Source organism: Bradyrhizobium iriomotense (assembly GCF_018130765.1).
Lineage (GTDB): Bacteria > Pseudomonadota > Alphaproteobacteria > Rhizobiales > Xanthobacteraceae > Bradyrhizobium > Bradyrhizobium iriomotense_A.
Genome location: NZ_JAFCJZ010000004.1, coordinates 140,924 through 167,922 on the forward strand (window position 1 = coordinate 140,924; position 26,999 = coordinate 167,922).

A 26,999-nucleotide genomic window follows, 5' to 3' on the forward strand; every position below is an offset into this window, starting at 1 on the left:
CCAACGAGTCCTGACTGATGGCCCTTGTTTCGGAACATATCGAAGTCGACACCCGGGATCGCATCCTCGAGGTGGCTGAGCGGCTGTTCCGTCAGATCGGCTACCAGAAGACCACGGTCGGGGACATCGCCAAGGAGCTCAGGATGAGCCCCGCCAACGTGTATCGCTTCTTCGAATCGAAGAAGGCGATCCACCAGGCGGTGGCGCGGGGCCTGATGGGCGAGGTCGAGCTGGAGGCGCAGCGGATCGTGACCCGGCCCGGTCCGGTGCTCCCGCGCTTCCGCGAGCTGCTCACCACCATCCACCGCATGAATACCGAGCGCTATGTCGGCGATAACAAGCTGCACGAGATGGTCGCGATCGCGATGGAGGAGGACTGGGACGTCTGCGTCGCCCATATGGAGTGCATCGCCGGCGTCATCGGCCAGATGATCGCGCAAGGTGTCGCCTCCGGCGAGTTCGAGGCGCCGGACCTGCAACTGGCCTCGCTCTGCGCCTGCACCGCGATGATCCGCTTCTTCCACCCCCAGATGATCGCCCAGTGCGCCACCAAGCCGGGCCCGACCATCGACCAGATGATCGATTTCGTCATCGCCGGTCTGTCGCCGCGCCACTGACGGGCGGCGGCGTTTGCTCCTATAAGCCCACTTGCCGTCATTCCGGGGCGATGCGAAGCATCGAACTATGGTGCGCAATTGCGCACCTGAGAATCTCGAGATTCCGGGTTCGCGCTGCGCGCGCCCCGGAATGACGGTGAGTGGAGAGCCAGCGTGACCGACAAAGACCTTTACTTCTACGAGCCCTCCAAGGGCCACGGCCTCAAGCACGATCCCTTCAACGCCATCGTTGCGCCGCGCCCGATCGGCTGGATCTCCTCCCGCGACACCAGGGGCCACGTCAACCTCGCGCCCTACAGCTTCTTCAACGCGTTCTGCTACGTGCCGCCGATCATCGGCTTCTCCTCCACCAACTGGAAGGACACGGTGGCGAACATGGAGCAGACCCGGGAGTTCGTCTGGAATCTCACCACGATGGATCTCGCCAAGCAGATGAACGCGACCGCCGCGCATGTCGCCCCCGAGGTCGACGAGTTCAAGATCGCGGGCCTGGCCGCCGTGCCCGGCAAGCTCGTCAACGTGCCGCGCGTCGGCGAGAGCCCCGTCGCCTTTGAATGCAAGGTCTCCGACATCGTTCGCCTCAAGGGCGCCAACGGCAAGGAGGCCGATGCCTGGCTGACGCTGGGTGAGGTGGTTGCCGTCCACATCGACAAGGCCATGATCAAGGACGGCGTCTATCAGACCGCCGCCGCCCACCCGATCGTCCGCGCCGGCCGCCGCGGCGATTATTTCGAGATCAAGCCGGAAAACATGTTCGAGATGGTCCGGCCGGATTAGGTCGCCACAGTCATTCCGGGGCGCGCCGTCACGCGCGAGCCCGGAATCCATTCTCGACCAACGCTGCTGCTCGATGGATTCCGGGCTCACGCTTCGCGCGCCCCGGAATGACGGCGGGGCATTCAGCCCCATCCCCCCTCCCGGAACTGCCCCCACGCCCCGGCCGTTAGGCCCGGGCGGTCGCCCGGCCGCGTCAATTCGCTTCTTTTTGCCCGCGAAGTGTTCACGCACCCCGGCCTGTTTCCGCTAAAATGCCCTGTCACCGCGCCGATCCATGAGGTCCGCCATGAGCTTCCGCCGCGACAAAATCACAAAGCCGATCTTCTCCTGGGCGCGCGGCGTGCTGCCGGCGATGTCCGATACCGAGCGCGAGGCGCTGGAGGCCGGCGATGTCTGGTGGGATGCCGATCTCTTCACCGGCGATCCCGACTGGTCGAAACTGCTGAAAATCGCGCCGGCCAAATTGACCGACGAGGAGCAGGCTTTCCTGAGCGGCCCCGTCGACGAGCTCTGCGCCATGCTCGACGAGTGGAAGATCTTCTGGGAATGGCGCGATCTGCCGCCGGACGTCTGGCATTTCGTCAAGCGCGAGAGATTCTTCGGTATGATTATCCCGAAGGAATTTGGCGGCCTCGGCTTCTCGCCCTACGCGCATTCGGAAGTCGTGCGCAAGATCTCGACCCGCTCGATCGCCGCCGCCGTCACGGTGATGGTGCCGAATTCGCTCGGCCCCGGCGAGCTCCTGATGCGTTTCGGCACCAGGGAGCAGCAGGAGCGCTGGCTGCCGCGGCTCGCCGATGGCCGCGACATTCCCTGCTTCGGTCTCACCAGTCCCGAGGCCGGCTCGGATGCCGCCTCGATGGTCGACACCGGCATCATCTGTAAGGGCATTTTCGAAGGCCGTGAGGTCATCGGCCTCAGGCTCAACTGGCACAAGCGCTACATCACGCTAGGCCCGGTGGCGACGCTGCTCGGCCTCGCCTTCAAGGCCTACGATCCCGATCATCTCGTCGGCGATCAGGAAGAGCTCGGCATCACTGTCGCGCTGATCCCGACCAATCTGCCTGGCGTCGAGATCGGCCAGCGCCATCTGCCCTCGATGCAGGTGTTCCAGAACGGCCCGAATTGGGGCCGCGACGTCTTCATTCCGCTGGATTACGTCATCGGCGGCAAGGAGCGCCTCGGCCAGGGCTGGAAGATGCTGATGACGGCGCTCGCCGCCGGCCGCGGCATCTCGCTGCCGTCGCTGTCCGCGGCCGGCGCCGCCTATGCCGCGCGCACCACCGGCGCCTATGCCCGTATCCGCGAGCAGTTCGGCATCTCGATCTCCAAGTTCGAGGGCGTCGAGGAGCCGCTCGCCCGCATCGTCGCCACCGCCTACCAGCTCGATGCGGCGCGCCGGCTGACCTGCGCCGCGCTGAATGCCGGCATTCATCCCGCCGTCATCTCCGGCATCATGAAGCTGCACGCAACCGAGCGGATGCGCACCGCCGTCGACGACGCCATGGATATTCACGGCGGCAAGACCGTGATCGACGGTCCGCAAAACTATCTCGGCAATCTGCATCGGGCCGTCCCCGTCGGCATCACGGTCGAGGGCGCCAATATCCTGACCCGCAACCTCATCGTGTTCGGGCAGGGCGCCATCCGCGCCCATCCCTATCTGCTCGACGAGATGAATGCGCTGGCGGACACCGATCGCGAGCGTGGGCTCACCGCCTTCGACGCGGCATTCTGGAAGCATGTCGGCCACAGTTTTCAGACGCTGTTCCGCGCCTTCGGCCGGAGCTGGACGTTTGGCGCTTTCGCAATGGCGCCCGATGCTGGCGATGCCACGCCATTCTACCGCCAGCTATCGCGCTATTCGGCGGCCTTCGCGCTCTGCGCCGACATGGCGCTGCTGACGCTCGGCGGCGCGCTCAAGCGCAAGGAGATGCTGTCGGCGCGCTTCGGCGACATTCTCTCCGAACTGCATCTGCTCTCGGCCGTGCTGAAGCGCTGGCAGGACGAGGGCCGGCAGAAGGAGGACTTTGCCGCGTTGGAATGGTGCATGGCGACCGGCTTCAAGACCATCGAGAACCGGCTTGCCGAAATCCTCGCCAACCTGCCCAACCGCTTTGTCGCCAGCTTCCTCAAGCTCGTGGTCCAGCCTTTTGGGGCGCGCGTGCTCGGCCCGTCCGACCGCGTCGTGCACCAATGCGCAAGCCTGGTGCTCGAGCCCTCGGCCGCGCGCGAGCGCCTGACGCCGGATCTGGCCCATGTCGACGACGACGGCGGCTTTGCCCGGCTGGAGCGCGCGTTCAAGCTGGTCGCGGCGGCCGATGCCATCGCCAAGCGCATGCGCGCGGCTCATATCCGAGACTGGAAAGATGCCGTCGCGAAGGGCGTGATCACACAGGCCGAAGGCGAGCAGCTTGCCGCGGCTCACGAAGCCGTCACAAAAGTCATCGAAGTCGACGATTTTGCGCCGGAGGCGCTGTCGCCGATTTACAGGAAAGCCGGCGACGTGCATCAGTTCTTCCAGGAACTCGGTGAGCAGAGGGCGGCAAGCTGATGGCACGACCGGTTTTCATCGTCGACGGCAGCCGGACGCCGTTTCTCAAAGCACGCTCGGGGCCGGGCCCATTCACGCCGGTCGATCTCGCCGTGCAATGCGGACGGCCGCTGCTGGCGCGGCAGCCGTTTTCGCCAGCCGATTTCGACCAGGTCATCCTCGGCTGCGTCAACGTCATCGCCGACGAGATGAACCCGGCCCGTGTCGCCGCGCTCCGGCTCGGCATGGGCGAGGACATGGTCGCCTTTACCGTGCAGATCAATTGCGGCTCCGGCATGCAGTCGATCGACACCGCCTACCGCTACATCCGCGAAGGCCATGCCGACATGATCCTAGCCGGCGGCACCGAGGCGCTGAGCCACGCGCCGCTGGTCTGGCCGAATTCCGGCGTGCGCTGGTTCGCCGGGCTCGCCACCGCCAAGGGCGTGGCCGCTAAGCTCGCCGCCGCGTTCAAGCTACGTCCGCGCTATCTCAAGCCGATCATCGGCCTCGAGCGCGGGCTGACCGATCCCGTCACCGACCTGAACATGGGCCAGACTGCCGAGGTCGTCGGCCATCTCTTCGGCATCACCCGCGCACAGTCGGACGCCTATGCCGCCGAGAGCCACCGCCGGCTCGCGCATGCGCAAGGTGCGGGTTTTCTGAAAGGCGAGGTCGAGACCGCGTTCTCCCGCGACGGCAAGTTCTTCGATCATGACGACGGTGTGCGGGCGGACTCGACGGCCGAGTCTCTCGCAAAGCTGAGGCCGGTGTTCGAACGCCCCTGGGGGCAGGTCACCGCCGGCAATTCCTCGCAGATCACCGACGGTGCATCCTGGGTGATCCTCGCTTCCGATGCGGCTGTAGCCAAGCACAAGCTGGAGCCAAAGGCTGTCATCGTCGACAGCCATTGGGCCGCGCTCGATCCCAGCATCATGGGGCTCGGCCCGGTGATGTCGGCGACGCCGCTGCTGAAGCGCAATGACCTCACCATCAAGGACGTCGAGACCTGGGAGCTGAACGAGGCATTCGCGACGCAGGTGCTCGGCTGCCTCGCCGCCTGGAACGACGACAAATTCTGCCGCGAGATTCTTGGGCTCGACGGCGCCGCCGGCGAGATCGATCGTGAGAAGCTCAACGTCGACGGCGGCGCCATCTCGCTCGGCCATCCCGTGGGCACTTCCGGCAACCGTATCGTGCTGCATCTCGTCAACGCGATGAAGCGGCTCGGCACGCGGCGCGGGGTTGCCACCGAATGCATCGGCGGCGGGCTCGGCGGCGCTATGCTGATCGAGGTGGTGTGACCATGGATTCCAAGATCATGACCGCGCTCGGCGATCGCGTGCTGACGCTCGGGCCTCAGCCCACCGCCGATGGCCCCTACAAGCACTTCAAGCTGACGCGCGATGCCGATGGCGTCGCCTGGCTGCTGTTCGACCGCGCCGAGGCCAGCGCCAACACGCTGTCCTCGGACGTGATGGAGGAATTCGACGCCGCGCTCGCTGCGATCGAGACCGAGCGTCCCGCGGGCCTCGTGATCCGCTCCGCAAAACCGTCCGGCTTCATTGCCGGCGCCGACGTCAACGAATTCCGCGGCGCCTCGGACCCCGAAGTGGTCGAGACGCGTATTCGCGCCGCGCATGCGGTGGTCGATCATCTGGAAGCGCTGAAACTGCCGACAGTCGCGGTCATCCACGGCTTCTGTCTCGGCGGCGGCCTCGAGGTCGCGCTGGCCTGCCAGGCGCGTATCGCGATCGACGGTGCGCGCTTCGGTTTCCCTGAGGTGATGCTGGGCCTGCATCCCGGCCTCGGCGGCACTGCGCGCTTCACCGCGCTGGTGAATCCGACGCAGTCGATGGCCTTGATGCTGACCGGCCGCACCATCGACGCGCGCCGCGCCAAATCGCTCGGCCTCGTCGACACCGTGACGCAGGAGCGCCACGTCCGTGGCGCGGTGAAGGACGTGTTGTTCGGCCGGCTGAAGCGGGCCAAGCCCGGCCTGCTCGCTCGCGCCGCCAATCTCGGCCCAGTGCGCGGATTGCTGGCCAAGCGCATGCGCTCGGAGGCGGCAAAGGCGGCCCCCCGCGAGCATTATCCCGCGCCTTACGCTTTGATCGATCTGTGGGAGACCCATGGCGGCAGCAAGGCCGCGATGCTGAAGGCCGAGCAGGCCTCATTCGCCAAGCTGATGGTGACGCCGACCGCGCAGAATCTGATCCGCGTCTTCTTCCTGCGGGAGCAGATGAAGAAGGCGGCAGGCTCCGGCAACACGGTGAAGCATGTCCACGTCATCGGCGCCGGCGCCATGGGCGGCGACATCGCAGGCTGGTGTGCGGGGCAGGGGCTGCGCGTCTCGCTCGCCGACATGAAGGCGGAGCCGATCGCAGGCGCGGTCAAGCGCGCGGCCGAGCTCTACGGCAAGATCATCCGCAAGCCCGCCGACGTGCGCGACGCGCTCGATCGCCTGATCCCCGACATGGACGGCGAGGGCGTCCGCAACGCCGATCTCATCATCGAGGCGGTGCCGGAAAAGCTCGAGCTCAAGCAGAAGGTCTATGCCGGCCTCGAGCCGCGGATGAAGCCGGGCGCGATCCTCGCGACCAATACATCGAGCATTCCGCTTCAGGATCTGCGCACCACGCTGGCGCGGCCGGAGCGGCTGGTCGGCCTACATTTCTTCAACCCGGTCTCGCGGCTGCAACTGGTCGAGGTCGTCAGCCACGACGGCAATGATGTGCAAGTGTTGAAAGAAGCGCTCGCCTTCGTCGGCGCCATCGATCGCCTGCCGCTATCGGTAAAGAGCTCGCCCGGCTTTCTCGTCAACCGCGCGCTGACGCCTTACATGCTCGAAGCCATGGTGATGCTGGACGAGAAGACCGACCAGCGCCTGATCGACGCCGCGGCCGAGCAGTTCGGCATGCCGATGGGGCCGATCGAACTTGCCGACCAGGTCGGCCTCGACATCTGCCTCGACGTCGGCGACATGCTGCGCACCAAGTTCGGTGACCTGCTGCCGCCGACGCCGGCCTGGCTGCGCGAGAAGGTCGCCAAGGGCGAGCTCGGCCGCAAGACCGGCAGGGGCTTCTACACCTGGAAGGACGGCAAGGCGGAGAAGGCACAGCTCGCCGAGACCGGCCCGCGCGTCACCGACCAGATGATCGACCGCCTGGTGCTGCCGATGTCCAATGTCTGCGTCGCGGCGCTGCGTGAGGGCATCGTCGACGATGCGGATGCGGTCGACGGCGCCATGATCTTCGGGACGGGTTATGCGCCATTCCGCGGCGGTCCGCTGAACTATGCGCGCACGCGCGGGGTGGAAAACATTGTATCCACCCTGCGTGCGCTGGCGGAGCGATTCGGCGAGCGCTTCGCGCCCGATCCGGGCTGGGACAATTTCAAGTGAGCAATCTCGAGTGAGAGAGGCATGAACGAGCAAGCCAATACCGGGCCGAGCGGGGATCTCTGCATCCGTACGCTGGCGATGCCGGCCGATACCAACGCGAACGGCGACATCTTCGGCGGCTGGCTGCTCAGCCAGATGGACGTCGGCGGCGGCGTGTTTGCATCGAAAGTCGCGAAGTCGCGCACGGTGACGGTCGCGATCGAGGCGATGAACTTTCGCAAAGCGGTCTATGTCGGCGATCTCGTCTCCGTCTACGCCAACCTCGTGCGTGTAGGGCGCACGTCCATCACCGTGCATCTGGAAGCGTGGGCCCTGCGTCGCGGCGAGCAGCATCCGTTCCTCGTCACTGACGGCAATTTCACCTACGTCTCGATCGACGAACATGGTCGCCCGCAGGAGGTTCGTTCGACCGTGACGCCGATCGCGACGTAACCGCGCGCGACGCTCTGCCCCGTCTCACGAAGACGTGCGATGTCGCCGAACGCGGCGCGCATGAGTCATCGCGTCGCGGCTTCGCCAAGAACAAGTCATAAAACGGATGAGGTCCCAGCGTACTCAATTGCGTGTCGATTCGGGATGGAAAACGGCCGAAAATGCCTAGGAACCTTTGGGTCGGAGTGCCGTTATTTGCCCGCACTGAGGAAGCCACGGACCATGCCGGACAGCTACATCATCGAAGTCGATTCGCAGACCGCAGGTATCGTCGTTCGTTCCCAAGGAGGTTACTGCTTCTTCGCCTCGTCGCATCGCTTCAACCGTCTCGAAGGCCAGTTCTTCCGCAACGCCCGCGAAGCCGAGCGCGCCGCGCGCAGGCTGTTGAATGGCGATGTGAAGGAGGCGGCGTAAGCGCCTGTCGCTGGTGATTTCGACGCGCGAAGCGTGGTCGGAAAATTTTGCCGCCTTGATGCCGCTGCACTTTCCTTCTCCCCTTGTGGGAGAAGGTGGCGCGAAGCGCCGGATGAGGGGTCTGCTTCCTCGAATTCCGCTGCGAGAGGTGTGCTTGCTGTAGCATACCCCTCACCCGTCTCGCCGCTGTCGCGGCGAGCCACCCTCTCCCACAAAGGGAGAGGGTAAGGTCACCATCACAACTTCGTCGCGGAGCGCGACAACAGCTTCCAATCGTCGCCCTGCTTCAGCCAGTTCATCAGGATGTGAAGGCTGTTTGCCACTTTCTGTCCGCCGGTCATCATCTCGGCCAGCCAGTGGAAGCGTACGATCGCGGCGGGACCGACGATCTTGATGGTTGGATCCTTGTACGTAATCGACAGGAATTCGGTCTTGCCGTCGGTGGCGTTGGCGATGAAAGCCGCCTTGTCCTCGAGGAAGCCGCTGGAATGGCTGTAGCTCAAATCGTCCGCGCACAGCGCGCCGAGCGCCTTCGGATCGGCCGCGATCTGGGCGAGGCGAAATGCCTCGACGTTCTTTGCCACCGCCTCGTAGTCCGTCGTGGCAGCATGATCGCGATTCAGTGTCATCATATCCTCCGTCCTTGATCTTGCGCCCACCGTTGCAGCCGCACTTGATTTTGTCGAGCGTCAGGCCGCAAGCGTCGTCGCAATACGCTGCATTGCGCCAGGCAGCGCAATTTCTGGCACGCCAAGCGTGGTCGGAATTTTTTGCCGCCCTTGATGCTGCTGTCTTTTCCTTCTCCCCTTGTGGGAGAAGGTGGCGCGAAGCGCCGGATGAGGGGTTTGCCCCCGCAAATTCAACTGTGAAAGATCATTCGCGGAGAGAGACCCCTCACCCGTCTCGCCGCTATGCGGCGAGCCACCCTCTCCCGCAAGGGGAGAGGGTAAGGTCACCATCACAACTTCGTCGCGGCGCGCGAGAGCAGCTTCCACTCGTCGCCCTGCTTCTGCCAGTTCATCAGGATGTGAAGATTGGTCGATACTTTCTTCCCATCGGCTGCCATTTCCTGTTCCCCCAGCCAGTGGAAGCGGACGATCGCCGCGGGGCCGACGACCTTGATGGTCGGGTCCTTGTATTCGATCGTCAGGAATTTTGATTTGCCGTCGGTGGCATTCGTGATGAAGGTCGCCTTGTCTTCGACCTTGCCGCTGGAATGGCTGTAGCTCAGGTCGTCCCAGCACAGCGTGCCAAGCGCCTTCGGGTCGGCCGCGATCTGCGCGAGGCGGAAGGCCTCGACCTTCTTCGCCACGGCGTCCTCGTCCGCTGAAGCGGCCAGCGCCGACGTGGTAAGAGCGAGCGCGGAAACCGCCAGAGTCGAGAGAGCCAGATCGCGTCGGTTGATCGTCATCGTTTCCTCCTTTTTGGTCTTGGCCAGAGTGTTGCAGCCGCGCGCGGCTTTGTCGAGTGTCACGTCGTGGTCATGTGGATGCGTCATTGCAGGATCGATGCCGTATTGATACGTCTCGCGCATCGATGTGTCGCGCATTTGGGAAAGTACGGAAATGATCGAGGCCAAACACGATGCGATGGGCAGGGCGTTGTTGTTCGACATCGACGGCACGCTCGCCGACACAGATCCGTTGCACTTGAAGGCTTTCAACCAGGTGCTCGGCCCTCACGGCCATGTCTTCGATCACGCACGCTTCTCCCGGGAGCTGCAAGGCTTCGCCAATGTCGCGATCGGTGAGCGCTTTCTGCCCCACGAGGCGCCGGAGCGGCGCGCCTCGATCCTCGATGAGAAGGAGGAAGTCTTCCGTACGCTCGTGGCCGGGCAGATCGCACCGCTGCCGGGGCTGATGGCGCTGCTCGACCGGGCCGACGGCGCCGGCATTCCCATGGTCGCCGTGACCAATGCGCCGCGTCTCAACGCCGAGCTGCTGCTGTCCGGCCTCGGCATCACGCATCGCTTCAAGGCGCTCATGATCGGTGCCGAACTTGCGCACGGCAAGCCGCATCCGCTGCCCTATCAGGAAGGGCTGCGTTTCGTCGGCGCGCGGCCGGAGACCTCGATTGCATTCGAGGACTCCCGCACCGGCGTGCAATCCGCTGCGGCGGCCGGAATTCCGACCATCGGAATTCGCACCAGCCTCAGCCATGCCGACCTGGTTGCATCAGGCGCGGTCACGTCCGCCAGCGCCTTCGACGATCCGGCGCTGCTCGCACGTCTTGCGAGCGCCATGACTTGGTGAGAAATGGCGTGGCGAGGGCCCTTCATCCGTTAACCGTGATCGGCGCCCGCATTGACCAAAGGCGCGAACCGCCGCACCATGCATCATTCTGATTTGAGGCTGTTGCCGTGACCGGATTGACCCATCGCCAAGCCGAAATCCTCAACATCGCGCGCGCGTCCGGCCGTGTCATGGTCGAGGAGCTCGCGCGCCGGTTCGAGGTCTCGGCGCAGACCATCCGCAAGGATCTCAACGATCTCTGCGAGCGGAGGTCGCTGACCCGCATCCATGGCGGCGCCATCATCGCCTCGGGCGTGGAAAACCTCGCCTATGAGGCGCGCCGCTTCGTCGCCGCCGACGAGAAGAAGGCGATCGGCGCCGCGGCCGCCTCGCTGATCCCGAACGGCTGCTCGCTCTTCATCAACATCGGCACCACGACGGAGGAGGTCGCGAGCGCGCTGACCTCGCATGAGGATCTGCTCGTCATCACCAACAATCTCAACGTCGCGATGCTGCTCTACCGCCATCCGCGCATCGAGGTGGTGGTCGCCGGCGGCACGGTGCGGCGCGCCGACGGCGCCGTGGTCGGCTCGACCGCGACGCAGCTGATCGGCCAGTTCAAGGTCGACTACGCGATCATCGGCGCATCTGCGATCGACGAGGAGGGCGCGCTGCTCGACTTCGACTATCGCGAGGTGCAGGTGGCGCAGGCCATCATCGCCAATGCCCGCAGCGTCATGCTGGTCGCCGATTCCACAAAGCTCCGCCGCAGCGCGCCGGTGCGCATCGCCCACATCACCCAGATCCAGACCTTCGTCACCGACCAGGAGCTGCCCGAGCGCCTCGCCACCATCTGTCACAGCAAGGGCATCGAGGTGGTCGAGGCGATGCCGAAGGGCGCGGACATCGATGATCCGCAGGCCGATGCCCAGGATGCGGCACCGGAAGCCGCACCGGTCGTGCGGTTGCGCTGAGGCTTATACGTCGTCCCACGGATTGAGCAGCGGGACGCCCGTGGGTTTGAAATCCTCTACATTGGGCGTAACAACCGTCAAACCGTGGACAAGCGCGGTCGCCGCAATGAGCGCGTCGCGTTCAGCGCGCGGGTTGGGAACGTGAAGCTGTGCACAACGCTGCGCGACGGCCGTATCGATAGCTAGGATCCGACCGTCGAAGCGAGCCAGAATTTGGCTGTTGATCCAGTTGCGCAAGACGGCACCTTGCGCCGCGTCCTTGCGTTCGATCAGGCGTGCGCCAAGTTCGATCTCGAGAATCGAAATGACGGAAATGAAAAAATTTGCCGCTGGAGTTGCATTCGCCCAAGCGACGACGTGCCGATCAGCCTTATCCGGTCGTCTCAATTCGGAAATGACATTGGTGTCCAGCAGAAACATCAGTCGAGATCAGCGGCTCTGAAGATCCCATCGCCCACGCGAGGCGGATCGAAATCAAAATCCGCATTCGTCTGCGCCAGAGCTTCCGCAAGGCTCATGTGTCCGCCGCTCAGGCGCAAATAATCCTCGATGGTCAGCAGGACATGGGCCGGGCGGCCGCGGTCCGTAATAAAGACGGGTCCCTGCGAAGCTGCTTTCTTGGCGCCGCTGGTGTCTTGATTGAATTCTCGGCTGGTCAGGGTGGTCACCATCGTCTGCGCCTCCAAGCCGCGACTATGCTCTGCTTGCGAGATATATGTAGAGATGTTGCTACATTCAAGTCCATAAGTGTGTTGGTCGACGGCGCCGCGCCAGCCTGCCGTTCCATCGAGCTGCGTGCCCCTAAATCTGTCCGCTCGGCTGCTGATTTCTCCGCCTCATTGCCGTTGAAAAAGTTCCGCTTTCACTTCCTTTCGCCTCTCTTTCATCTTGCTTTCGTTTTTCGGTGTGATCTAATCAAAAACGAAAGTAGCCGCTCGAAGGAACGGGCGGTCGCCGGGGGATGCGTCTGTTGGAGCGTATTTTCGATCTCGCCATCATCGGAGGCGGTGTTAACGGCTGCGGCATCGCGCGCGACGCGGTGGGCCGCGGCAACACGGTTTTCCTGTGCGAAATGAACGATTTGGCGAGCGGGACGTCATCCTGGTCGACCAAGCTGGTGCATGGCGGCCTGCGCTATCTCGAATATTACGAGTTTCGGCTGGTCCGCGAGGCGCTGATCGAGCGCGAAATCCTCTGGGGCATCGCGCCCCACATCATCCGCCCCTTGCGTTTCGTCCTGCCGCATCACGCCGGCCTGCGCCCGGCCTGGCTGCTGCGTCTCGGCCTCTTCCTCTATGACCATATCGGCGGCCGCCATCTCTTGCCGGCGACCCGTTCGGTCGACCTCAGGCGCGACGAGGTCGGCAAGCCGCTGATCCCGAATCGCTACAGCCGCGCCTTCGAATATTCCGACTGCTTCGTCGATGACGCCCGCCTCGTCGTGCTCAACGCGCGCGATGCCGCCGACAAGGGCGCCGAGATCCGTACCCGCACCCGCGCAACTGATATCAAGCAGGCCGACGGTGTCTGGACCGTGAGCCTGGTCAACACGCTGACCGGCGAGCGCTCGCAGATCCGGGCGAAAGCGCTGGTCAATGCCGGCGGTCCCTGGGTCGAGGACGTGCTCGGCCGCGGCGCCGGCGTCAACGCCAAGGCCAAGGTGCGGCTGGTGCAGGGCTCGCACATCGTGGTCAAGAAGCTCTACGACCACGACCGCGCCTACATGTTCCAGAATGCAGACGGCCGCATCATCTTCGTGATCCCGTACCAGGACGATTTCACGCTGATCGGCACCACCGATCGCGACTATGACGGCGATCCCGCCAAGGTGAAGGCGACGGCTGAGGAGATCCAATATCTCTGCACCGCGGCGAGCGAATATCTGGCGAAGCCCGTGAAGCCGGAAGACGTGGTCTGGACCTATTCCGGCGTGCGGCCGCTCTATGACGATGGCGCCAGCGAAGCCAAGGCGGCGACGCGCGACTACGTGTTCGAGCTCGACACGCCCGGCGGTTCTCCGCTGCTGTCGATCTACGGCGGCAAGATCACGACCTATCGCCGCCTCGCCGAGGAGGCGCTTGAGCGTCTTGCGCCTTATCTGCGCAGCGCGAAGGCGCGCGAGGGCTGGACCGGCAAATGGCCGCTGCCCGGCGGCGACATGAACGTGTCCGATATCGACGGCCTGATCGCCGAGCTGCAGCGCGGCTATCCCTTCCTCGGCCATGAGCATGCGCGGCGCCTGGCGCGCGCTTATGGCACCCGCGCCATCAAGCTGCTCGGCGATGCCAAGTCGGCCGCCGATCTCGGCCAGGCTTTCGGCGCCACGCTGACCGAGCGCGAGGTCCGCTACCTCATGGCCAACGAATGGGCCGTCACCGCCGAGGACATCGTCTGGCGCCGTTCCAAGCTCGGCCTGCGACTATCTGCCGATGAGATCGCGGCGCTTGACGACTGGATCAGGGTCCACGCCGTGTCGCAAAGTCGCCTGCTGGAAGCGGGAGGACGCTCATGAGCGTGACCCTCGATCACGTGACCCGGACCGTCGATGGCTTCGAGCACATCCGCGACGTCTCGCTGACGCTCGAGAGCGGCACGCTCAACGTGCTGCTCGGGCCGACGCTGTCGGGCAAGACTTCGATCATGCGGTTGCTCGCCGGCCTCGACAAGCCGACCACGGGTAGGGTGCTGGTCAACGGCAAGGACGTCACCGGCGCCGACGTGCGCCAGCGTTCGGTCGCGATGGTCTATCAGCAGTTCATCAACTACCCCTCGCTCACGGTCTATGAGAACATCGCCTCGCCCTTGCGCGTGCAGGGCAAGCCGCGCGAGGAGATCGAGGCGCGCGTGGCGCAAGCGGCAAAGCTGCTGCGGCTCGAGCCGTTCCTGAAGCGTACCCCGCTCCAGCTCTCCGGCGGCCAGCAGCAGCGCACGGCGATTGCGCGCGCCCTGGTCAAGGACGCCGATCTCGTGCTGCTCGACGAGCCGCTCGCCAATCTCGACTACAAGCTCCGCGAGGAGCTGCGCGCCGAGCTGCCGCGCATCTTCGAGGCCTCCGGCGCGATCTTCGTCTATGCCACCACCGAGCCCACCGAGGCGCTTTTGCTCGGCGGCAACACGGTTTGCATGTGGGAGGGCCAGGCGCTGCAGATGGGCGAGACCGCCAACGTCTACCGCCGGCCGCAGACGCTCCGCGTCGCGCAGGTGTTTTCCGATCCGCCGCTCAATCTCGTCGGCATCGAGAAGAAGAGCGGCTCTGTGCAATATGCTGGCGGCACGGCGTCGCCGGCCTCGGGCCTCTATTCGTCGCTGGCCGACGGCGCCTATCGCGTCGGCTTCCGCGCGCATCAGCTCGCCCTTGCCAATGGCGAGGCCGATCGCCATGCCTTCCATGCCACGGTCACGGTGACCGAAATCACCGGTTCGGAGAGCTTTGTGCATTTGACCCGCGACGGATTGAACTGGGTTGCGGTGCTGCACGGCGTGCACGAGTTCGAGCCCGGCCAGACCATCGACGCGGTGCTCGATCCCAATGATGTCTTCGTCTTCGATGCGGCTGACCGCTTGGTCGCCGCTCCAGGCTCGTAAGGGGGAGATGCGCCATGGCCCGCATTGACCTCGTCGATCTCGCCCATTCCTACGGCGGCAATGATGCGCCGCAGGAAAGCTTTGCGCTGAAGCCTGTCACCATGACCTGGCGGCAGGGCGGCGCCTATGCGCTGCTCGGGCCCTCCGGCTGCGGCAAGACCACGCTGCTCAACGTCATCTCCGGCATCATCACGCCGTCGCGCGGGAAAATCCTGTTCGACGGCAAGGACATCACACCGCTGTCAACCCAGAAGCGCAACATCGCCCAGGTGTTCCAGTTTCCGGTGATCTACGACACCATGACGGTGGGGCAGAACCTGGCGTTTCCGTTGAAGAACCGCGGCGTGCCGAAGGCCGATATCGACCGGCGCGTCGCCGAGATCGGCCGCCTGCTCGACCTCGAGCCTTATCTGAACCGCAAGGCGACGCGGCTCACGGCCGATGCCAAGCAGAAGATCTCGCTCGGCCGCGGTCTCGTGCGCAACGACGTTGCCGCCGTGCTGTTCGACGAGCCGCTGACTGTGATCGATCCCGAGCTGAAATGGCAGCTCCGGTCCAAGCTGAAGGCGCTGCATCGCGAGCTCGACCTCACGATGATCTACGTCACCCACGACCAGACCGAGGCGCTGACCTTCGCCGACACCGTGGTTGTCATGCATGACGGCCGCGTGGTGCAGAGCGGTACGCCAGCCGAGCTGTTCGACAAGCCGGCGCATACTTTCGTCGGCTATTTCATCGGCTCGCCCGGCATGAACATCCTGCCGGCGGAGGTGAGGGGACGCGAGGCCAAGATCGACGGCCACGTCATCGCGCTGAATCGCAGCTACGACAACCTTCCGGCCGGTGCCAGGATCGAGATCGGCGTGCGGCCGGAATTCGTCGAGGCCGTCGCACCCGGACCGGGCCTGCTCACCGCAAAAATCGAGCGTATCGACGACCTCGGTCGCATCCGCTTCGCGCGAACGCGCCTTGGCGACGCCAAGCTCGCAGCGCGTGCGCCGGCGGGCTTCACCAGCCCGGACGGCAACGCCGGGCTGAAATTCGATCCGTCGCATGTGCACGTCTATGCCGACAGCCTTCTGGTGGAGGGAGCCGCCTGATGGACAAGACCGTCAACCAAAAAGCCTGGTTCCTGGTGCTGCCGGTGTTCCTGGTCGTCGCCTTCTCCGCGGTGCTGCCGCTGATGACGGTGGTGAACTATTCGATGCAGGACACCTTCGGCAACAACCAGTTCTTCTGGAACGGCGTCGGCTGGTTCAAGGAATTGCTCGATCCCTCGACCGATCTCGGCGGCCGCTTCCTCGCCTCGCTCGGCCGCAACCTGTTCTTCTCGATGGTCATCCTCGCAATCGAGGTGCCGCTCGGCATCGTCGTTGCGCTGTCGATGCCGCGCGAGGGCTGGACCGTGGCCGCCTGCCTGATCATCCTTGCGCTGCCGCTGCTGATTCCGTGGAACGTGGTCGGCACGATCTGGCAGATCTTCGGTCGGCCCGACATCGGCCTGCTCGGCTATGTGCTGAACGCGATCGGCATCGACTACAATTACGTCTCCAACGAGGTCGACGCCTGGCTCACCGTCATCGTGATGGACGTCTGGCACTGGACCAGCCTCGTTGCGCTGCTCTGCTATGCCGGCCTGAAGTCGATCCCGGACGCCTATTACCAGGCGGCGCAGATCGACGGTGCCTCGCGCTGGGCGGTGTTCAAGGCGATCCAGTTGCCGAAGATGAACCGCGTGCTGCTGATCGCGGTGCTGCTGCGTTTCATGGACAGCTTCATGATCTACACCGAGCCGTTCGTCGTCACCGGCGGCGGGCCCGGCAACTCCACCACCTTCGTGTCGATCGAGCTCGTCAAGATCGCACTCGGCCAGTTCGACCTCGGCAAGGCCGCGGCGCTGTCGCTGGTCTACAACCTCATCATCCTGATCGTCTGCTGGATCTTCTACACCGTCATGACCAATGCCGGTGTCGAGCGCAAAGTCCAGGCGGAGAGCGAGCCGGCGGTGGAGCCGAAGCCTTCGGCCGCGCTCAAGCCCGTGCCAGCGCTCAAGCCAAAGGAAGGAGTGGCCTGATGCATTCGATCCCCGGCCGCCGCCTCATCATGGGGCTGTTCCTGGTCTTCCTGCTGCTACCGATCTACTGGCTGGTCAACATGAGCTTCAAGACCAACAGCGAGATCGTCTCGACGATGACGCTGTGGCCGCACACCCCGACGCTGCAGCACTACAAGCGCATCTTCACCGACGAGAGCTGGTATTCCGGCTACATCAATTCGCTGGAATACGTCGTCCTCAACACCGTCATCTCGATCTCGGTGGCGCTGCCGGCGGCCTACGCGTTCTCACGCTACCGCTTCCTCGGCGACAAGCATTTGTTCTTCTGGCTGCTGTCGAACCGCATGGCGCCGGCGGCGGTCTATGCGCTGCCGTTCTTCAACCTCTATTCGGCGATCGGCCTGTTCGATACGCCCTGGGCCGTCGCGCTGGCGCACTGCATCTTCAACGTTCCGCTGGCGGTGTGGATCCTCGAAGGTTTCGTGTCCGGCGTGCCGCGCGAGATCGACGAGACCGCCTTCCTGGACGGCTATTCCTTCCCGCGCTTCTTCATCAAGATCCTGGTGCCGCTGATCGCGAGCGGCATCGGCGTCGCCGCCTTCTTCTGCTTTATGTTCTCCTGGGTCGAGCTGCTGCTGGCGCGCACGCTTACTTCGGTGCATGCCAAGCCGATCGCGGCGATCATGACGCGCACGGTGTCGGCCTCGGGCATGGACTGGGGCCTGCTCGCGGCCGCCGGCGTGCTCACCATCATCCCGGGCGCGCTGGTGATCTGGTTCGTCCGCAACTACATCGCGCGCGGTTTCGCGCTCGGCCGGGTCTAGGAGGCTCGCATGGAATCCATTGCATGGATGGCCTGGACGCTGCCGACGGCGATCTTCTTCGCCGCGCTGGCCTGCACGCTGGCGGTGATGACGTGGCTCGCCGCGGTCTACCCCGAGGCCGAGCGCGTCGGTGTGCTCAGTATTCCGACCACGCGCGGCGACCGCCTTTTCATCTCGCTGATTGCCGCGGCCGTCATCCATCTCGCATGGATCGGCCTCGTCGGCACCGACGCGATCGCCACGCTGCCGATCGGCGAGGAAGGCTTTGAGATCTCGAGCCTGTGGCTCGCATCAGGAATTTCGCTGGTCACGGCCGCGCTCATTTTCCGCACGGTCTGAAGCTCGCGAAGGGACGGCCAGATCCGGGACCAACCCGGGCCTGTATAAAAGTTTGTCGCTGCAACGGAGGAACAACATGCGACAGTTTAGGAGAAGGAAAGGTCCATTGACCAAGAATAGTTTTCTGACCATGTCCAGCACCGCCGCGCTTCTGGCGGTGTCGTTCGCCGTCTCGGCGCCGGTTCGCGCCGCCGACGAGGCCGTGATCCAGAAGTGGATCACGGAATTCCAGCCCTCGACGCTGTCGAAGGAAGAGCAGAAGAAGGAGCTGGAGTGGTTCGCCAAGGTGGCCGAGCCCTTCAAGGGCATGGAGATCAACGTCGTCTCCGAGACCATCGCGACCCACGAGTATGAATCGCAGACGCTGGCCAAGGCGTTCTCCGAGCTCACCGGCATCAAGCTCAAGCACGACCTCATCCAGGAAGGTGACGTCGTCGAGAAGCTCCAGACCCAGATGCAGTCGGGCAAGAACGTCTACGACGGCTGGATCAACGATAGCGACCTGATCGGAACGCACTTCCGTTACGGCCAGACCGTCATTCTCTCGGACTACATGACCGGCGAGGGCAAGGACGTCACCGATCCCATGCTCGACGTCAACGACTTCATCGGCAAGTCGTTCACCACGGGGCCGGACGGCAAGCTCTATCAGCTGCCCGACCAGCAGTTCGCCAACCTCTACTGGTTCCGCTACGACTGGTTCACCAATCCCGACTACAAGGCCAAGTTCAAGGCCAAGTATGGCTACGAGCTCGGCGTGCCCGTGAACTGGTCCGCCTATGAGGACATCGCCGAGTTCTTCACCAACGACATCAAGGAGATCAACGGAGTCAAGGTCTACGGCCATATGGACTATGGCAAGAAGGACCCCTCGCTCGGATGGCGCTTCACCGACGCCTGGCTGTCGATGGCCGGCAACGGCGACAAGGGCATTCCGAACGGTCTGCCGGTCGACGAGTGGGGCATCCGCATGGAAGGCTGCCGCCCGGTCGGTTCCTCGGTCGAGCGTGGTGGCGACACCAACGGTCCGGCCGCGGTCTACTCGATCACCAAATATCTCGAGTGGCTGAAGAAGTATGCGCCGCCGCAGGCGCAGGGCATGACCTTCTCTGAAGCCGGCCCCGTGCCGGCGCAGGGCAACATCGCCCAGCAGATGTTCTGGTACACCGCCTTCACCGCCGACATGGTGAAGCCCGGCATCGCCGTGATGAACGCGGACGGTACGCCGAAATGGCGTATGGCTCCCTCGCCGCACGGTTCGTACTGGAAGGAAGGCATGAAACTCGGCTACCAGGACGCCGGCTCCGTGACGCTTCTGAAGTCGACCCCGGCGGATCGCCGCAAGGCGGCCTGGCTCTATCTCCAGTTCATCATCTCCAAGTCGGTGAGCCTGAAGAAGAGCCATGTCGGTCTCACCTTCATCCGTGAATCCGACATCTGGGACAAGTCGTTCACCGAGCGTGCGCCGAAGCTCGGCGGCCTGATCGAGTTCTACCGCTCGCCCGCGCGCGTGCAGTGGACCCCGACCGGCAACAACGTGCCCGACTATCCGAAGCTCGCGCAGCTGTGGTGGCAGAACATCGGCGATGCGTCGTCCGGTGCGAAGACGCCGCAGCAGGCGATGGACGCTCTCGCAGCGGCCCAGGACTCCGTGATGGAGCGCCTGGAGAAGTCCGGCGTGCAGAAGGAGTGCGGTCCGAAGCTGCACAAGAAGGAGACGGCCGAGTACTGGTTCGCCAAGGCCCAGAAGGACGGCACCATCGCCCCGCAGCGCAAGCTCGCCAACGAGAAGCCGAAGGGCGAGACGGTCGACTACGACACCCTGATCAAGTCGTGGCCCGCCACTCCCCCGAAGCGCGCGGAAGCGAAGTAAGCAGCACGTAGCGTCACCAAATGCGAAAGGCCGGGAGCGATCCCGGCCTTTTTTCTTTCTTCGCCTCTCCCCGCTTGCGGGGAGAGGCCGGAATGCGCGCTGAAAGCGCGGATTCCGGGTGAGGGGGACTCTCCGCGAGTCCAACTGCCTCCGTCCCCGGGGAGACTCCCCCTCACCCCAACCCTCTCCCCGCAAGCGGGGAGAGGGAGAAGAAAATTACTCCGCCGGCTCGGCCGCCAGCGCCGGGTAGTCCGTGTAACCCTTGGCGCCGCCGCCGTAGAACGTGTTCTTGTCCCAGTCGTTCAGCGCAGCGCCCCGCTTCAGCCGCTCGACGAGATCGGGGTTGGAGATGAACGGCTTGCCGAAGGCTATCAGGTCGGCGGCGTTCGCCTCGAGCACCTTGCTGGCGAGATCGAAGTCGTAGCCGTTGTTGGCGACGTAAGCGCCGGCAAAGCGCTTGCGCAAGGACCCATAGTCGAACGGCGCGATGTCGCGCGGTCCGCCGGTGGCGCCCTCGACGACGTGGAGATAGACCAGCTTCAGCGCGCTGAGGCCGTCGACGATGTGGTCGTACAGCGCCTGCGGGTTGGAATCCGAGATGTCGTTGGCCGGTGTCACCGGCGAGATGCGGATGCCGGTACGATCGGCGCCGGCCTCGGCCACGACGGCTCTGGAGACTTCCAGCATCAGCTTCGCGCGGTTCTCGATCGAGCCGCCATAGGCGTCGGTGCGCTTGTTGGCGCCATCCTTGGCGAACTGCTCGAGCAGATAGCCGTTGGCGCCGTGGATCTCGACGCCGTCAAAGCCGGCTTCCAGCGCATTCTTCGTCGCGCGCTTGAAGTCGTCGATGATCCCGGGGATTTCGGAAAGCTCGAGCGCGCGGGGCTCGGAGACATCGGCGAAGCTGCCGTTCACGAAGGTCTTGCCCTTGGCGCGGATCGCGCTCGGCGCCACCGGGGCTGCGCCATTGGCCTGGAGGTCGACATGCGAGATGCGGCCGACATGCCAGAGCTGGATGAAGATCTTGCCGCCGCGCGCATGCACCTGGTCGGTGACCTTGCGCCAGCCGGCGACCTGCTCCTTGCTGTAGATGCCGGGGGTGTCCTGGTAGCCTTGGCCCTGTTGCGAGACCTGGCTCGCTTCGGTGATCAGCAGGCCTGCGGAGGCGCGCTGGCCGTAATAGTCGGCGGCGAGCGCGCCGGGTACGAACGTGCCGGGAACGGCGCGGTTGCGCGTCAGCGGCGCCATGACGAGGCGGTTGGCCAGCGTGATCGGGCCGAGCTTGTAGGTCTCAAACAATTTGGTCGAGCGGCTCATGGGAATGCTTCCAGGCGGTGAGAGGTCCCGAACACTTGTGCATCGCGACATCAGGCGCAAGAGACGAGCCATACGGAAAGTGCAGGCGAGCTACGCGGCAAAGCCCGCGTAGCATAATTCATGTGCAATTCCGGTCGCGGCAGCGGAATTCCGCTACGCGGTCGTGCGATTTTGCAAATCAGTTTGCGCCCATGAAATCGCGCTTGCCGATCTCGACGCCGTTGTGGCGCAAAATGCCGTGAGCGGTCGCGGCGTGGAAATAGAAGTTCGGCAGCGAGAACGCGCTGAAGAATTGCTGCCCCTTCATGGTGATGGATTTGTCGGGGCCGGCCGGGAAGGTGACGTCCTTGGTCTCGGCGCCCTCGAACTGCTCGGGCTTGAACGACTTCACATAGTCGATCGTCTTCGCCAGCCGCTGCTTCAGCTCCTCAAACGTCTTTTCCGTGTCGGGATTCGAAGGCACTTCGCTGTGTGTAAGGCGCGCGCAGCCCTTGCTGGCGAAATCGCTGACGAGCTGGATCTGCTTTGACAGCGGCAGCATGTCCGGGAACAGGCGGGAGCCGAGCAGGACACTGGGATCGATCTTTTTCGCCGCGCAATGCGCCTCGGCCTTGGTCAGCAGGCCGGTGAGGCTGTTCAGCATTTGCAGGTAAGCAGGGACGACGGCGTCGTAGAAGGACATGTGATGCTCGCTTCAAGGAGGGGGAATCCTCAGGAGAAAACCTGAGCCACTCACATGGGAGCCTCATGGAAAAATACAATCGCGAAAGCGCCTTGTGCGGTGCGAAAATTCTCAATTGCTGTCATCGCCCGCGAAGGCGGGCGATCCAGTACGCCGCGGCGGCTCGATTTCAGCCGCGCTGTCTCGGAGTACTGGATGCCCCGCCCCCCGTGCGCAATTGCGCACTAGGCGGGGCATGACAGAGGAGGGTTTAGCGGATCGTCGCCTGGGGGGGCTGCGCTTGCGCCGTGCCGCCGCGCATCCGCGCGAGCAGCTCGGTGGTCGGCCAGGAATCCGCCGGCAGGCCGAACTTGATCTGCATCGCCTTCACGGCCGCGCGACTCTGCTGGCCGAGCACGCCGTCGACCTTGCCGACATTGAAGCCGGCCTGGACCAGAAGCTGCTGCAACTGCTTGAGCTCGTTGAACGGCAGCTGCGCGACCGGCGTGGCCGGCTTGCGCATCGGGGCTGCGCCGGCGATGCGGGTGGCGAGATAGCCCGCGGTGGTCGAATAGATCAGCGAGTTATTCCACTCGGTGTAGGCCGCGAAATTCGCATATGCCATGAAGGCAGGACCGGTCCGTCCCATCGGCAGCAGCACGGAGGCCGGCAGACTGTCGTTCGGCAGCGGCCGTCCGTCGGGATAGGTGACGCCGAGCTGCGCCCATTTCGAGCGCGGCTGTTGCACGGTGAGATCGGTCTGCTCCCATGGCAGGTTTTGCGGCACCTTGATCTCCTCCAGCCACGGCTCGCCGCGCCGCCATTTCAGTCCGTTGGCGATGTAGTTCGCGGTCGAGCCGATCACGTCGGGCTCCGAGCGCAGGAGATCGCGCCGGCCGTCGCCGTCGTAATCGACGGCGTAGTTGACGTAGTGCGTCGGCAGGAACTGCGTCTGTCCGAGCTCGCCGGCCCAGGAGCCGATCATCTCGTCGGGCGTGAGATCGCCGCGGTCGATGACCTTCAGCGCGGCGATGGTCTCGTTCACGAACATCTCCGAGCGCCGGCAGTCATAGGCGAGCGACACCAGCGATTTCAGCGTCGGCAGATTGCCCATGTTGGCGCCGAAATCGCTCTCCAGGCCCCAGAATGCGGCGATCACCGCCGACGGCACGCCGTATTCCTTTTCGGCGCGCGCGAACGCGGCCGCATGTTGCTTGATGTGCTGCTGGCCGTTCTGCATGCGATAGGGCGCGGCCATGCGTCCGGCGAACTCGGTGAACAGCTGGCCGAACACGCGCTGGCCGCGGTCGCGGTTGACGATGCCCTGGTCGTAGACGAGGTAGGGCGAGGTCTCCGCGATCGTTCGCTGCGATACGCCGGCGGCAACAGCCTGTTGCTTCACGTCGGCGAGGAAGCGATCGAAGCTCGCGCCGTTATGGCACGAGGCTGCGCGCGGCGACGGCGCGGTGGCCTTGGGCGCCGCAGGTCTTGCGGGCGGCGGTACGAACTGGGCGGAGGCGGTGGCGGAGCATGCGAGGAGCGCGACGGCCGCGATCGCAAATCGGGTCTGGAGCATGGGGGTTCCGGCGGGGAGGGCAGGCGTGGATTCGGCCGAAGTCTAAAGCATGATCCGGAAAAGTGCGAAGCGGTTTTCCGAAAAGATCATGCCTATCCGAACAGCCGCATCAGCAGCGCCTTGCCGACCGGGAGCGCCTTGACGCCCTGGTAGGCGCGCACATACTCGCCGGCATAGAACGCCCTGATCGCATGCACGCGCGTGTCCATGCCCTCCTCGAACCGCACCGCGAATCCGTCCGTCGTCCGCCGCACCACGATCGCGGCGATCGCGCGGCCATAGATCCGGCATTCGATCGTGCTGCCGGGCGCCGGCGGATCGGGGTCGATCAGCCGGGCGCCCGTGATGGAGATGTCGGCGAGCCGCGCCAGATGCGATCTGCCGTCCTGGCGCAGCAGCACCGGCTCGTTGCGGTTGAAGCGCTCCGCCTTGCGCTTGCGCGGCTGCTCGATGCAGACGAAGCAGACCACGGCGAGGATGAACGCGTTGTAGAGGCTCCAGGCCAGCGCCAGCCCGCCATAGGCGATGTTCTCGCCGCGCAAATGCAGGATGAAGGCATAGGCGATGGCCACGAGCGTGATGACAAGCGCGCTGCCATAGAGCCGCAGCAGCGGCCATTCGACGAAGCGCCGGTCACGGTCGCCGCCTTTCGCTGTGACCTTGAACTTGTGTCCCTTCGGCTTCAGCAGCCCGGTTGCCACCGCCTTGAGCACCGCAGGCGCCGCGATGAGTTGCGATACGTCCGTCATCATGGCGAGCGAGCGGCCGTGCGACAGCCAGGCCATGGTGAGACCGTGCCAGACATAGAACGGCAGAAAATAGCGCAGCAGCTCGGTCAGGTCGGCCCGAACCGCCTTGATACCGAACAGCAGGAACAGCCAGGGCACCACGAGGCCCGCCACCTTCGACACGTAGACCGCGGCCCAGCTCATGAAGGCATCGGCCAGCGAGAGGCGGTCGATGAAGGAGAGCTTCGATGTCCGCGACAGCGGACCGCTACGGCCGCGCACGATCTGCATCAGGCCGAGGCACCAGCGGGCGCGCTGGGTGATGTACTCCTTCAACCCTTCCGGCGCGAGCCCGATCGTCAATCGCTCGTTGAGATAGATCGTGCTGAGGCCGCATTCCTTCAGGCGCAGCGTGACGAGATAATCTTCAGTCACCGAGTCGGTCGGAAACCCGCCGATCCGCACCAGCCCGTCGTAGCGAATGAGCGACGAGGTGCCGCAGCAGAAGGCGACACCCCAGGCGTCTTTCGCCGGCAGCAGGATGTCGAAGAAGAAGCGTTGCTCGTCCGGCCAGACGTCGGTTGCCGCAAGGTTGGTCTGGATCGGGTCGGGATTGATGAAGTGTTGCGGCGTCTGCACCACCCCGATCGAGGGATCGTCCATGAGCGATATGGTTCGCGCAAGGAAATCGGGCCGGGGGACGAAATCCGCGTCGAGGATGGCCACGAAGTGCGGCGGCTCCGGCAGCGCGCCAACATGCCGGAGCGCATGGTTGATGTTGCCGGCCTTGGCGTGGCGGTTGTCGGGCCGCGTCAGGTAATGGCAGCCGAGTTCACCCGAAAGGTGCCGCAGCCTGGGCCGACGGCCGTCGTCGAGCACCCAGACTCGGTAATTGCCGTATTCCATGCCGGTCGCACCGATGATGGTGCGCTCGAGGATCGATCGCTCCTCGTTGTAGGTGCAGATGAAGACGTCGATCAGCGGTGCGCGCGGATCGCTCGCGCGGCCATCGATCCTGGCCGTCTTGGTGCGGTCGCGCGTGCGACTGAGGAACAGCAGCGACAGCGCGACCGCAACGAGCGAAGCCGCCTCCAGCAGCATGAAGGGATAGCCGATCACGGCATCCGCGGTCAGATGCGGCGGCGGAAGCGTTGCGGTCACACGCCAGTGGAGATAACGCAGCAGGAGAACCAGCGACACCACGGCCAGAAACGAGCGTGCCATCGTGCTGTCGCGCCGGAGCAGCGGCACCATCGCCATGAAGGCGCCGAGCGCGATCAGGCCGGGCGTCAGCGCCGTCGTCACGGCGCGGTCTCTTGCCTTGCAAACACGACGCGGCCGGTGCGTCCCACCGTGCAGCCGTGGGCGGCGGCATCGGCAAGCGCAACGGTCACGCGATACGGCTCCTTGCTCAGCGCGTCGGGATTGATGGCGAGATTGGCGGGCGCGCCAGCGGCGCCGGTCAGATTGACCACGGTGCCGGAGATCGGCGTCCCGCCGTCATTCGGCTCGAAGGTCGCGTGGTCGCCGAGCTGCAGACGGTTGTAGACATTCTCGGTGACGTTCGCGGTGATGACGGCGCTGCTGCAATCGAGCACCTTGAGCAGCGGCTGGCCGGCCTGCACGTCCTCGCCCGGCGAGGTCATCATCTCCCAGACGCGGCCCGAGACAGGCGTCGTGATGTCGGCTTCGGAGAGATCGGCGAAGCGGGCCTCCTCGATGATGATCTCGTTGCCGAGCCAGGCGATCTCGGTGTCGATGCGTGCGAGGTCGGCCTCGAGGTCGCCAGCGCGCTGGCGCATCTCCTCCTCGCGCTGCACCGAGCTCGGACGGTCGTTGTAGCTGTCGCCGAGGAAGGAGCCGCTCCGTGCCGCGGTGAGCTCGACCTTGGCTGCATCCAGCCGCTTGCGCGCACCGAGCTCGGTCTGCTGCGACACCGAAAGCTCGCGCGTCAGCCGCGCCAGCTCGACGGTCGAGACATTGCCGGATTTCGCCAGCGAGGAGGCGCGCTCGACGGCGGCGCTGGCCTCGTCCCGCCGCGCCGCAGCTGCCTCGATCGAGGTCTGGATCTCGGCGATGCGGGCTTCGAGCTGCAGCACCCGCCCGTCGCGGAATTGCGCGGCCTGCCGCGCCAAATCCTTCTGTGCCGCCTGCGCCGAGGCGAGCTTGGCGGCAAGGCTCGGCCGCTCATTCTCCAGGCGCGATTTCTGCCGCCGGAGATCGTCGAGCCGGGTGCGATCGCCGCGCGAGTTGACCACGCGCAGGACCACGGTTCCGGCGTCTAACCTCGCCTGATCGGTCAGGCGCTGGGCCGCCGCCACGCGCCCGCCGATCGGCGTGCGCAGGGTGACGAGGCGGGAATTCAACACCGCCTCGACGCTCGAATATTCCCATATCGCGCGCAGCGGCAACCAGCCGAAGACGGCGAGGATGGCAAGGCCGATGGCGATCTTGGCGCCACGTCGCAGATGCGGCCAGCGCCGCTGCGGTTCCGCCGCGGTCTGCGCCTCCGGCGAATGACCGTGGTCGTCGTTGGCGAACAGCTGCTCCTGCAGCGCGTCCTGCAATCCCTTGGCGTCGCCTCTGGCGTCCTTGGCGTCGTGAGGCGGGGCAGCGGATGCTGGATCGGTGGAAGCGGCGCGAGAACGATCGATCATGA

25 protein-coding genes are annotated in these 26,999 nt (G+C 64.8%); 16 read left to right on the top strand and 9 right to left on the bottom strand.

Features of this window, described 5'->3' with window-relative positions; all coding sequences use genetic code 11:
* Window positions 1–17: 17 nt before the first annotated feature.
* The 7 genes from JQ635_RS09330 to JQ635_RS09360 all read left to right on the top strand — a co-directional run bounded on the left by JQ635_RS09330 (window position 18) and on the right by JQ635_RS09360 (window position 8,176).
* On the top strand, window positions 18–617 hold the full coding sequence (locus tag JQ635_RS09330) for a TetR/AcrR family transcriptional regulator (protein WP_211409571.1): 600 nt from the start codon (window positions 18–20) through the stop codon (window positions 615–617).
* 153 nt (window positions 618–770) lie between these two features.
* Window positions 771–1,394: a flavin reductase family protein gene (locus JQ635_RS09335; protein WP_211409572.1), complete on the top strand. Its 624-nt coding sequence runs from the start codon at window positions 771–773 to the stop codon at window positions 1,392–1,394.
* A 286-nt stretch (window positions 1,395–1,680) separates the two neighbouring features.
* Entirely contained in the window at window positions 1,681–3,948 is a 2,268-nt protein-coding gene (locus JQ635_RS09340; RefSeq protein WP_211409573.1) for an acyl-CoA dehydrogenase, read from the top strand.
* Window positions 3,948–5,231, top strand: coding sequence for an acetyl-CoA C-acetyltransferase (locus tag JQ635_RS09345; RefSeq protein WP_211409574.1), 1,284 nt, complete (start codon window positions 3,948–3,950; stop codon window positions 5,229–5,231). Before JQ635_RS09340 ends, JQ635_RS09345 begins: the two co-directional genes overlap by 1 nt.
* Window positions 5,232–5,233: 2 nt before the next feature.
* Window positions 5,234–7,330: a 3-hydroxyacyl-CoA dehydrogenase NAD-binding domain-containing protein gene (locus JQ635_RS09350; RefSeq protein ID WP_211409575.1), complete on the top strand. Its 2,097-nt coding sequence runs from the start codon at window positions 5,234–5,236 to the stop codon at window positions 7,328–7,330.
* Between the two features lie 21 nt (window positions 7,331–7,351).
* The gene (locus tag JQ635_RS09355) at window positions 7,352–7,762 is read left to right on the top strand and encodes an acyl-CoA thioesterase (protein ID WP_211409576.1); all 411 of its coding nucleotides are present in this window, start codon (window positions 7,352–7,354) and stop codon (window positions 7,760–7,762) included.
* 222 nt (window positions 7,763–7,984) lie between these two features.
* Window positions 7,985–8,176 carry a hypothetical protein gene (locus JQ635_RS09360; protein WP_211409577.1) on the top strand — a complete coding sequence of 64 codons (192 nt, stop codon included), beginning with the start codon at window positions 7,985–7,987 and terminating at the stop codon, window positions 8,174–8,176.
* Window positions 8,177–8,412: 236 nt separating this feature from the next.
* Here the strand turns inward: JQ635_RS09360 and JQ635_RS09365 are convergent, their stop codons facing one another.
* Complete coding sequence (locus JQ635_RS09365) at window positions 8,413–8,808, bottom strand: DUF4440 domain-containing protein (protein ID WP_018645287.1); 396 nt, start codon at window positions 8,806–8,808, stop codon at window positions 8,413–8,415.
* Between the two features lie 326 nt (window positions 8,809–9,134).
* Window positions 9,135–9,587: a nuclear transport factor 2 family protein gene (locus tag JQ635_RS09370; RefSeq protein ID WP_211409858.1), complete on the bottom strand. Its 453-nt coding sequence runs from the start codon at window positions 9,585–9,587 to the stop codon at window positions 9,135–9,137.
* 154 nt (window positions 9,588–9,741) lie between these two features.
* Here JQ635_RS09370 and JQ635_RS09375 point away from each other — a divergent pair, with 154 nt between their 5' ends.
* Together JQ635_RS09375 and JQ635_RS09380 are read left to right on the top strand one after the other, a co-directional pair.
* Window positions 9,742–10,428 (top strand): HAD family hydrolase, encoded by a 687-nt coding sequence (locus JQ635_RS09375; RefSeq protein WP_211409578.1) that lies wholly within the window; start codon window positions 9,742–9,744, stop codon window positions 10,426–10,428.
* Window positions 10,429–10,535: 107 nt separating this feature from the next.
* Complete coding sequence (locus JQ635_RS09380) at window positions 10,536–11,381, top strand: DeoR/GlpR family DNA-binding transcription regulator (protein WP_211409579.1); 846 nt, start codon at window positions 10,536–10,538, stop codon at window positions 11,379–11,381.
* 3 nt (window positions 11,382–11,384) lie between these two features.
* On the opposite strand, the gene JQ635_RS09385 is transcribed toward JQ635_RS09380, so the two are convergent.
* Window positions 11,385–11,801 (bottom strand): type II toxin-antitoxin system VapC family toxin, encoded by a 417-nt coding sequence (locus JQ635_RS09385; protein WP_211409580.1) that lies wholly within the window; start codon window positions 11,799–11,801, stop codon window positions 11,385–11,387.
* Entirely contained in the window at window positions 11,801–12,052 is a 252-nt protein-coding gene (locus JQ635_RS09390; RefSeq protein WP_211409581.1) for a type II toxin-antitoxin system prevent-host-death family antitoxin, read from the bottom strand. The genes JQ635_RS09385 and JQ635_RS09390 overlap by 1 nt, the downstream gene beginning before the upstream one ends.
* A gap of 290 nt (window positions 12,053–12,342) precedes the next feature.
* Between JQ635_RS09390 and glpD the strand changes: the two genes are divergently transcribed.
* The 7 genes from glpD to JQ635_RS09425 all read left to right on the top strand — a co-directional run bounded on the left by glpD (window position 12,343) and on the right by JQ635_RS09425 (window position 20,058).
* The gene (gene glpD, locus JQ635_RS09395; RefSeq protein ID WP_211409582.1) at window positions 12,343–13,893 is read left to right on the top strand and encodes a glycerol-3-phosphate dehydrogenase; all 1,551 of its coding nucleotides are present in this window, start codon (window positions 12,343–12,345) and stop codon (window positions 13,891–13,893) included.
* A complete protein-coding gene (locus JQ635_RS09400; protein WP_211409583.1) occupies window positions 13,890–14,966 on the top strand; it encodes an ABC transporter ATP-binding protein in 1,077 nt (358 codons plus the stop codon). Before glpD ends, JQ635_RS09400 begins: the two co-directional genes overlap by 4 nt.
* A 14-nt stretch (window positions 14,967–14,980) precedes the next feature.
* On the top strand, window positions 14,981–16,066 hold the full coding sequence (locus JQ635_RS09405) for an ABC transporter ATP-binding protein (RefSeq protein ID WP_211409584.1): 1,086 nt from the start codon (window positions 14,981–14,983) through the stop codon (window positions 16,064–16,066).
* Window positions 16,066–17,040: a carbohydrate ABC transporter permease gene (locus JQ635_RS09410; RefSeq protein WP_211409585.1), complete on the top strand. Its 975-nt coding sequence runs from the start codon at window positions 16,066–16,068 to the stop codon at window positions 17,038–17,040. The genes JQ635_RS09405 and JQ635_RS09410 overlap by 1 nt, the downstream gene beginning before the upstream one ends.
* The gene (locus JQ635_RS09415) at window positions 17,040–17,846 is read left to right on the top strand and encodes a carbohydrate ABC transporter permease (RefSeq protein WP_211409586.1); all 807 of its coding nucleotides are present in this window, start codon (window positions 17,040–17,042) and stop codon (window positions 17,844–17,846) included. Before JQ635_RS09410 ends, JQ635_RS09415 begins: the two co-directional genes overlap by 1 nt.
* Window positions 17,847–17,855: 9 nt before the next feature.
* Complete coding sequence (locus JQ635_RS09420) at window positions 17,856–18,185, top strand: DUF2160 domain-containing protein (RefSeq protein ID WP_211409587.1); 330 nt, start codon at window positions 17,856–17,858, stop codon at window positions 18,183–18,185.
* 130 nt (window positions 18,186–18,315) lie between these two features.
* Window positions 18,316–20,058, top strand: coding sequence for an ABC transporter substrate-binding protein (locus JQ635_RS09425; RefSeq protein WP_211409859.1), 1,743 nt, complete (start codon window positions 18,316–18,318; stop codon window positions 20,056–20,058).
* A gap of 216 nt (window positions 20,059–20,274) precedes the next feature.
* On the opposite strand, the gene JQ635_RS09430 is transcribed toward JQ635_RS09425, so the two are convergent.
* The 5 genes from JQ635_RS09430 to JQ635_RS09450 all read right to left on the bottom strand — a co-directional run bounded on the left by JQ635_RS09430 (window position 20,275) and on the right by JQ635_RS09450 (window position 26,997).
* The gene (locus tag JQ635_RS09430) at window positions 20,275–21,375 is read right to left on the bottom strand and encodes an alkene reductase (protein WP_211409588.1); all 1,101 of its coding nucleotides are present in this window, start codon (window positions 21,373–21,375) and stop codon (window positions 20,275–20,277) included.
* 178 nt (window positions 21,376–21,553) lie between these two features.
* Complete coding sequence (locus JQ635_RS09435) at window positions 21,554–22,057, bottom strand: DUF1993 domain-containing protein (protein ID WP_211409589.1); 504 nt, start codon at window positions 22,055–22,057, stop codon at window positions 21,554–21,556.
* Window positions 22,058–22,307: 250 nt separating this feature from the next.
* Window positions 22,308–23,612, bottom strand: coding sequence for a lytic murein transglycosylase (locus tag JQ635_RS09440; RefSeq protein ID WP_211409590.1), 1,305 nt, complete (start codon window positions 23,610–23,612; stop codon window positions 22,308–22,310).
* Window positions 23,613–23,704: 92 nt separating this feature from the next.
* Window positions 23,705–25,645 carry a glycosyltransferase gene (locus JQ635_RS09445; protein WP_211409591.1) on the bottom strand — a complete coding sequence of 647 codons (1,941 nt, stop codon included), beginning with the start codon at window positions 25,643–25,645 and terminating at the stop codon, window positions 23,705–23,707.
* Entirely contained in the window at window positions 25,642–26,997 is a 1,356-nt protein-coding gene (locus JQ635_RS09450) for an HlyD family secretion protein (RefSeq protein WP_211409592.1), read from the bottom strand. The genes JQ635_RS09445 and JQ635_RS09450 overlap by 4 nt, the downstream gene beginning before the upstream one ends.
* Window positions 26,998–26,999: the final 2 nt, after the last annotated feature.

Coding starts and splice junctions, on each gene's coding strand:
- JQ635_RS09330 (WP_211409571.1), top strand. CDS start 18: ATGGCCCTTGTTTCGGAACATATCGAAGTCGACACCCGGGATCGCATC.
- JQ635_RS09340 (WP_211409573.1), top strand. CDS start 1,681: ATGAGCTTCCGCCGCGACAAAATCACAAAGCCGATCTTCTCCTGGGCG.
- JQ635_RS09345 (WP_211409574.1), top strand. CDS start 3,948: ATGGCACGACCGGTTTTCATCGTCGACGGCAGCCGGACGCCGTTTCTC.
- JQ635_RS09350 (WP_211409575.1), top strand. CDS start 5,234: ATGGATTCCAAGATCATGACCGCGCTCGGCGATCGCGTGCTGACGCTC.
- JQ635_RS09355 (WP_211409576.1), top strand. CDS start 7,352: ATGAACGAGCAAGCCAATACCGGGCCGAGCGGGGATCTCTGCATCCGT.
- JQ635_RS09360 (WP_211409577.1), top strand. CDS start 7,985: ATGCCGGACAGCTACATCATCGAAGTCGATTCGCAGACCGCAGGTATC.
- JQ635_RS09365 (WP_018645287.1), bottom strand. CDS start 8,808: ATGATGACACTGAATCGCGATCATGCTGCCACGACGGACTACGAGGCG.
- JQ635_RS09370 (WP_211409858.1), bottom strand. CDS start 9,587: ATGACGATCAACCGACGCGATCTGGCTCTCTCGACTCTGGCGGTTTCC.
- JQ635_RS09375 (WP_211409578.1), top strand. CDS start 9,742: ATGATCGAGGCCAAACACGATGCGATGGGCAGGGCGTTGTTGTTCGAC.
- JQ635_RS09385 (WP_211409580.1), bottom strand. CDS start 11,801: ATGTTTCTGCTGGACACCAATGTCATTTCCGAATTGAGACGACCGGAT.
- JQ635_RS09390 (WP_211409581.1), bottom strand. CDS start 12,052: ATGGTGACCACCCTGACCAGCCGAGAATTCAATCAAGACACCAGCGGC.
- glpD (WP_211409582.1), top strand. CDS start 12,343: ATGCGTCTGTTGGAGCGTATTTTCGATCTCGCCATCATCGGAGGCGGT.
- JQ635_RS09400 (WP_211409583.1), top strand. CDS start 13,890: ATGAGCGTGACCCTCGATCACGTGACCCGGACCGTCGATGGCTTCGAG.
- JQ635_RS09405 (WP_211409584.1), top strand. CDS start 14,981: ATGGCCCGCATTGACCTCGTCGATCTCGCCCATTCCTACGGCGGCAAT.
- JQ635_RS09410 (WP_211409585.1), top strand. CDS start 16,066: ATGGACAAGACCGTCAACCAAAAAGCCTGGTTCCTGGTGCTGCCGGTG.
- JQ635_RS09415 (WP_211409586.1), top strand. CDS start 17,040: ATGCATTCGATCCCCGGCCGCCGCCTCATCATGGGGCTGTTCCTGGTC.
- JQ635_RS09420 (WP_211409587.1), top strand. CDS start 17,856: ATGGAATCCATTGCATGGATGGCCTGGACGCTGCCGACGGCGATCTTC.
- JQ635_RS09425 (WP_211409859.1), top strand. CDS start 18,316: ATGTCCAGCACCGCCGCGCTTCTGGCGGTGTCGTTCGCCGTCTCGGCG.
- JQ635_RS09430 (WP_211409588.1), bottom strand. CDS start 21,375: ATGAGCCGCTCGACCAAATTGTTTGAGACCTACAAGCTCGGCCCGATC.
- JQ635_RS09435 (WP_211409589.1), bottom strand. CDS start 22,057: ATGTCCTTCTACGACGCCGTCGTCCCTGCTTACCTGCAAATGCTGAAC.
- JQ635_RS09440 (WP_211409590.1), bottom strand. CDS start 23,612: ATGCTCCAGACCCGATTTGCGATCGCGGCCGTCGCGCTCCTCGCATGC.
- JQ635_RS09450 (WP_211409592.1), bottom strand. CDS start 26,997: ATGATCGATCGTTCTCGCGCCGCTTCCACCGATCCAGCATCCGCTGCC.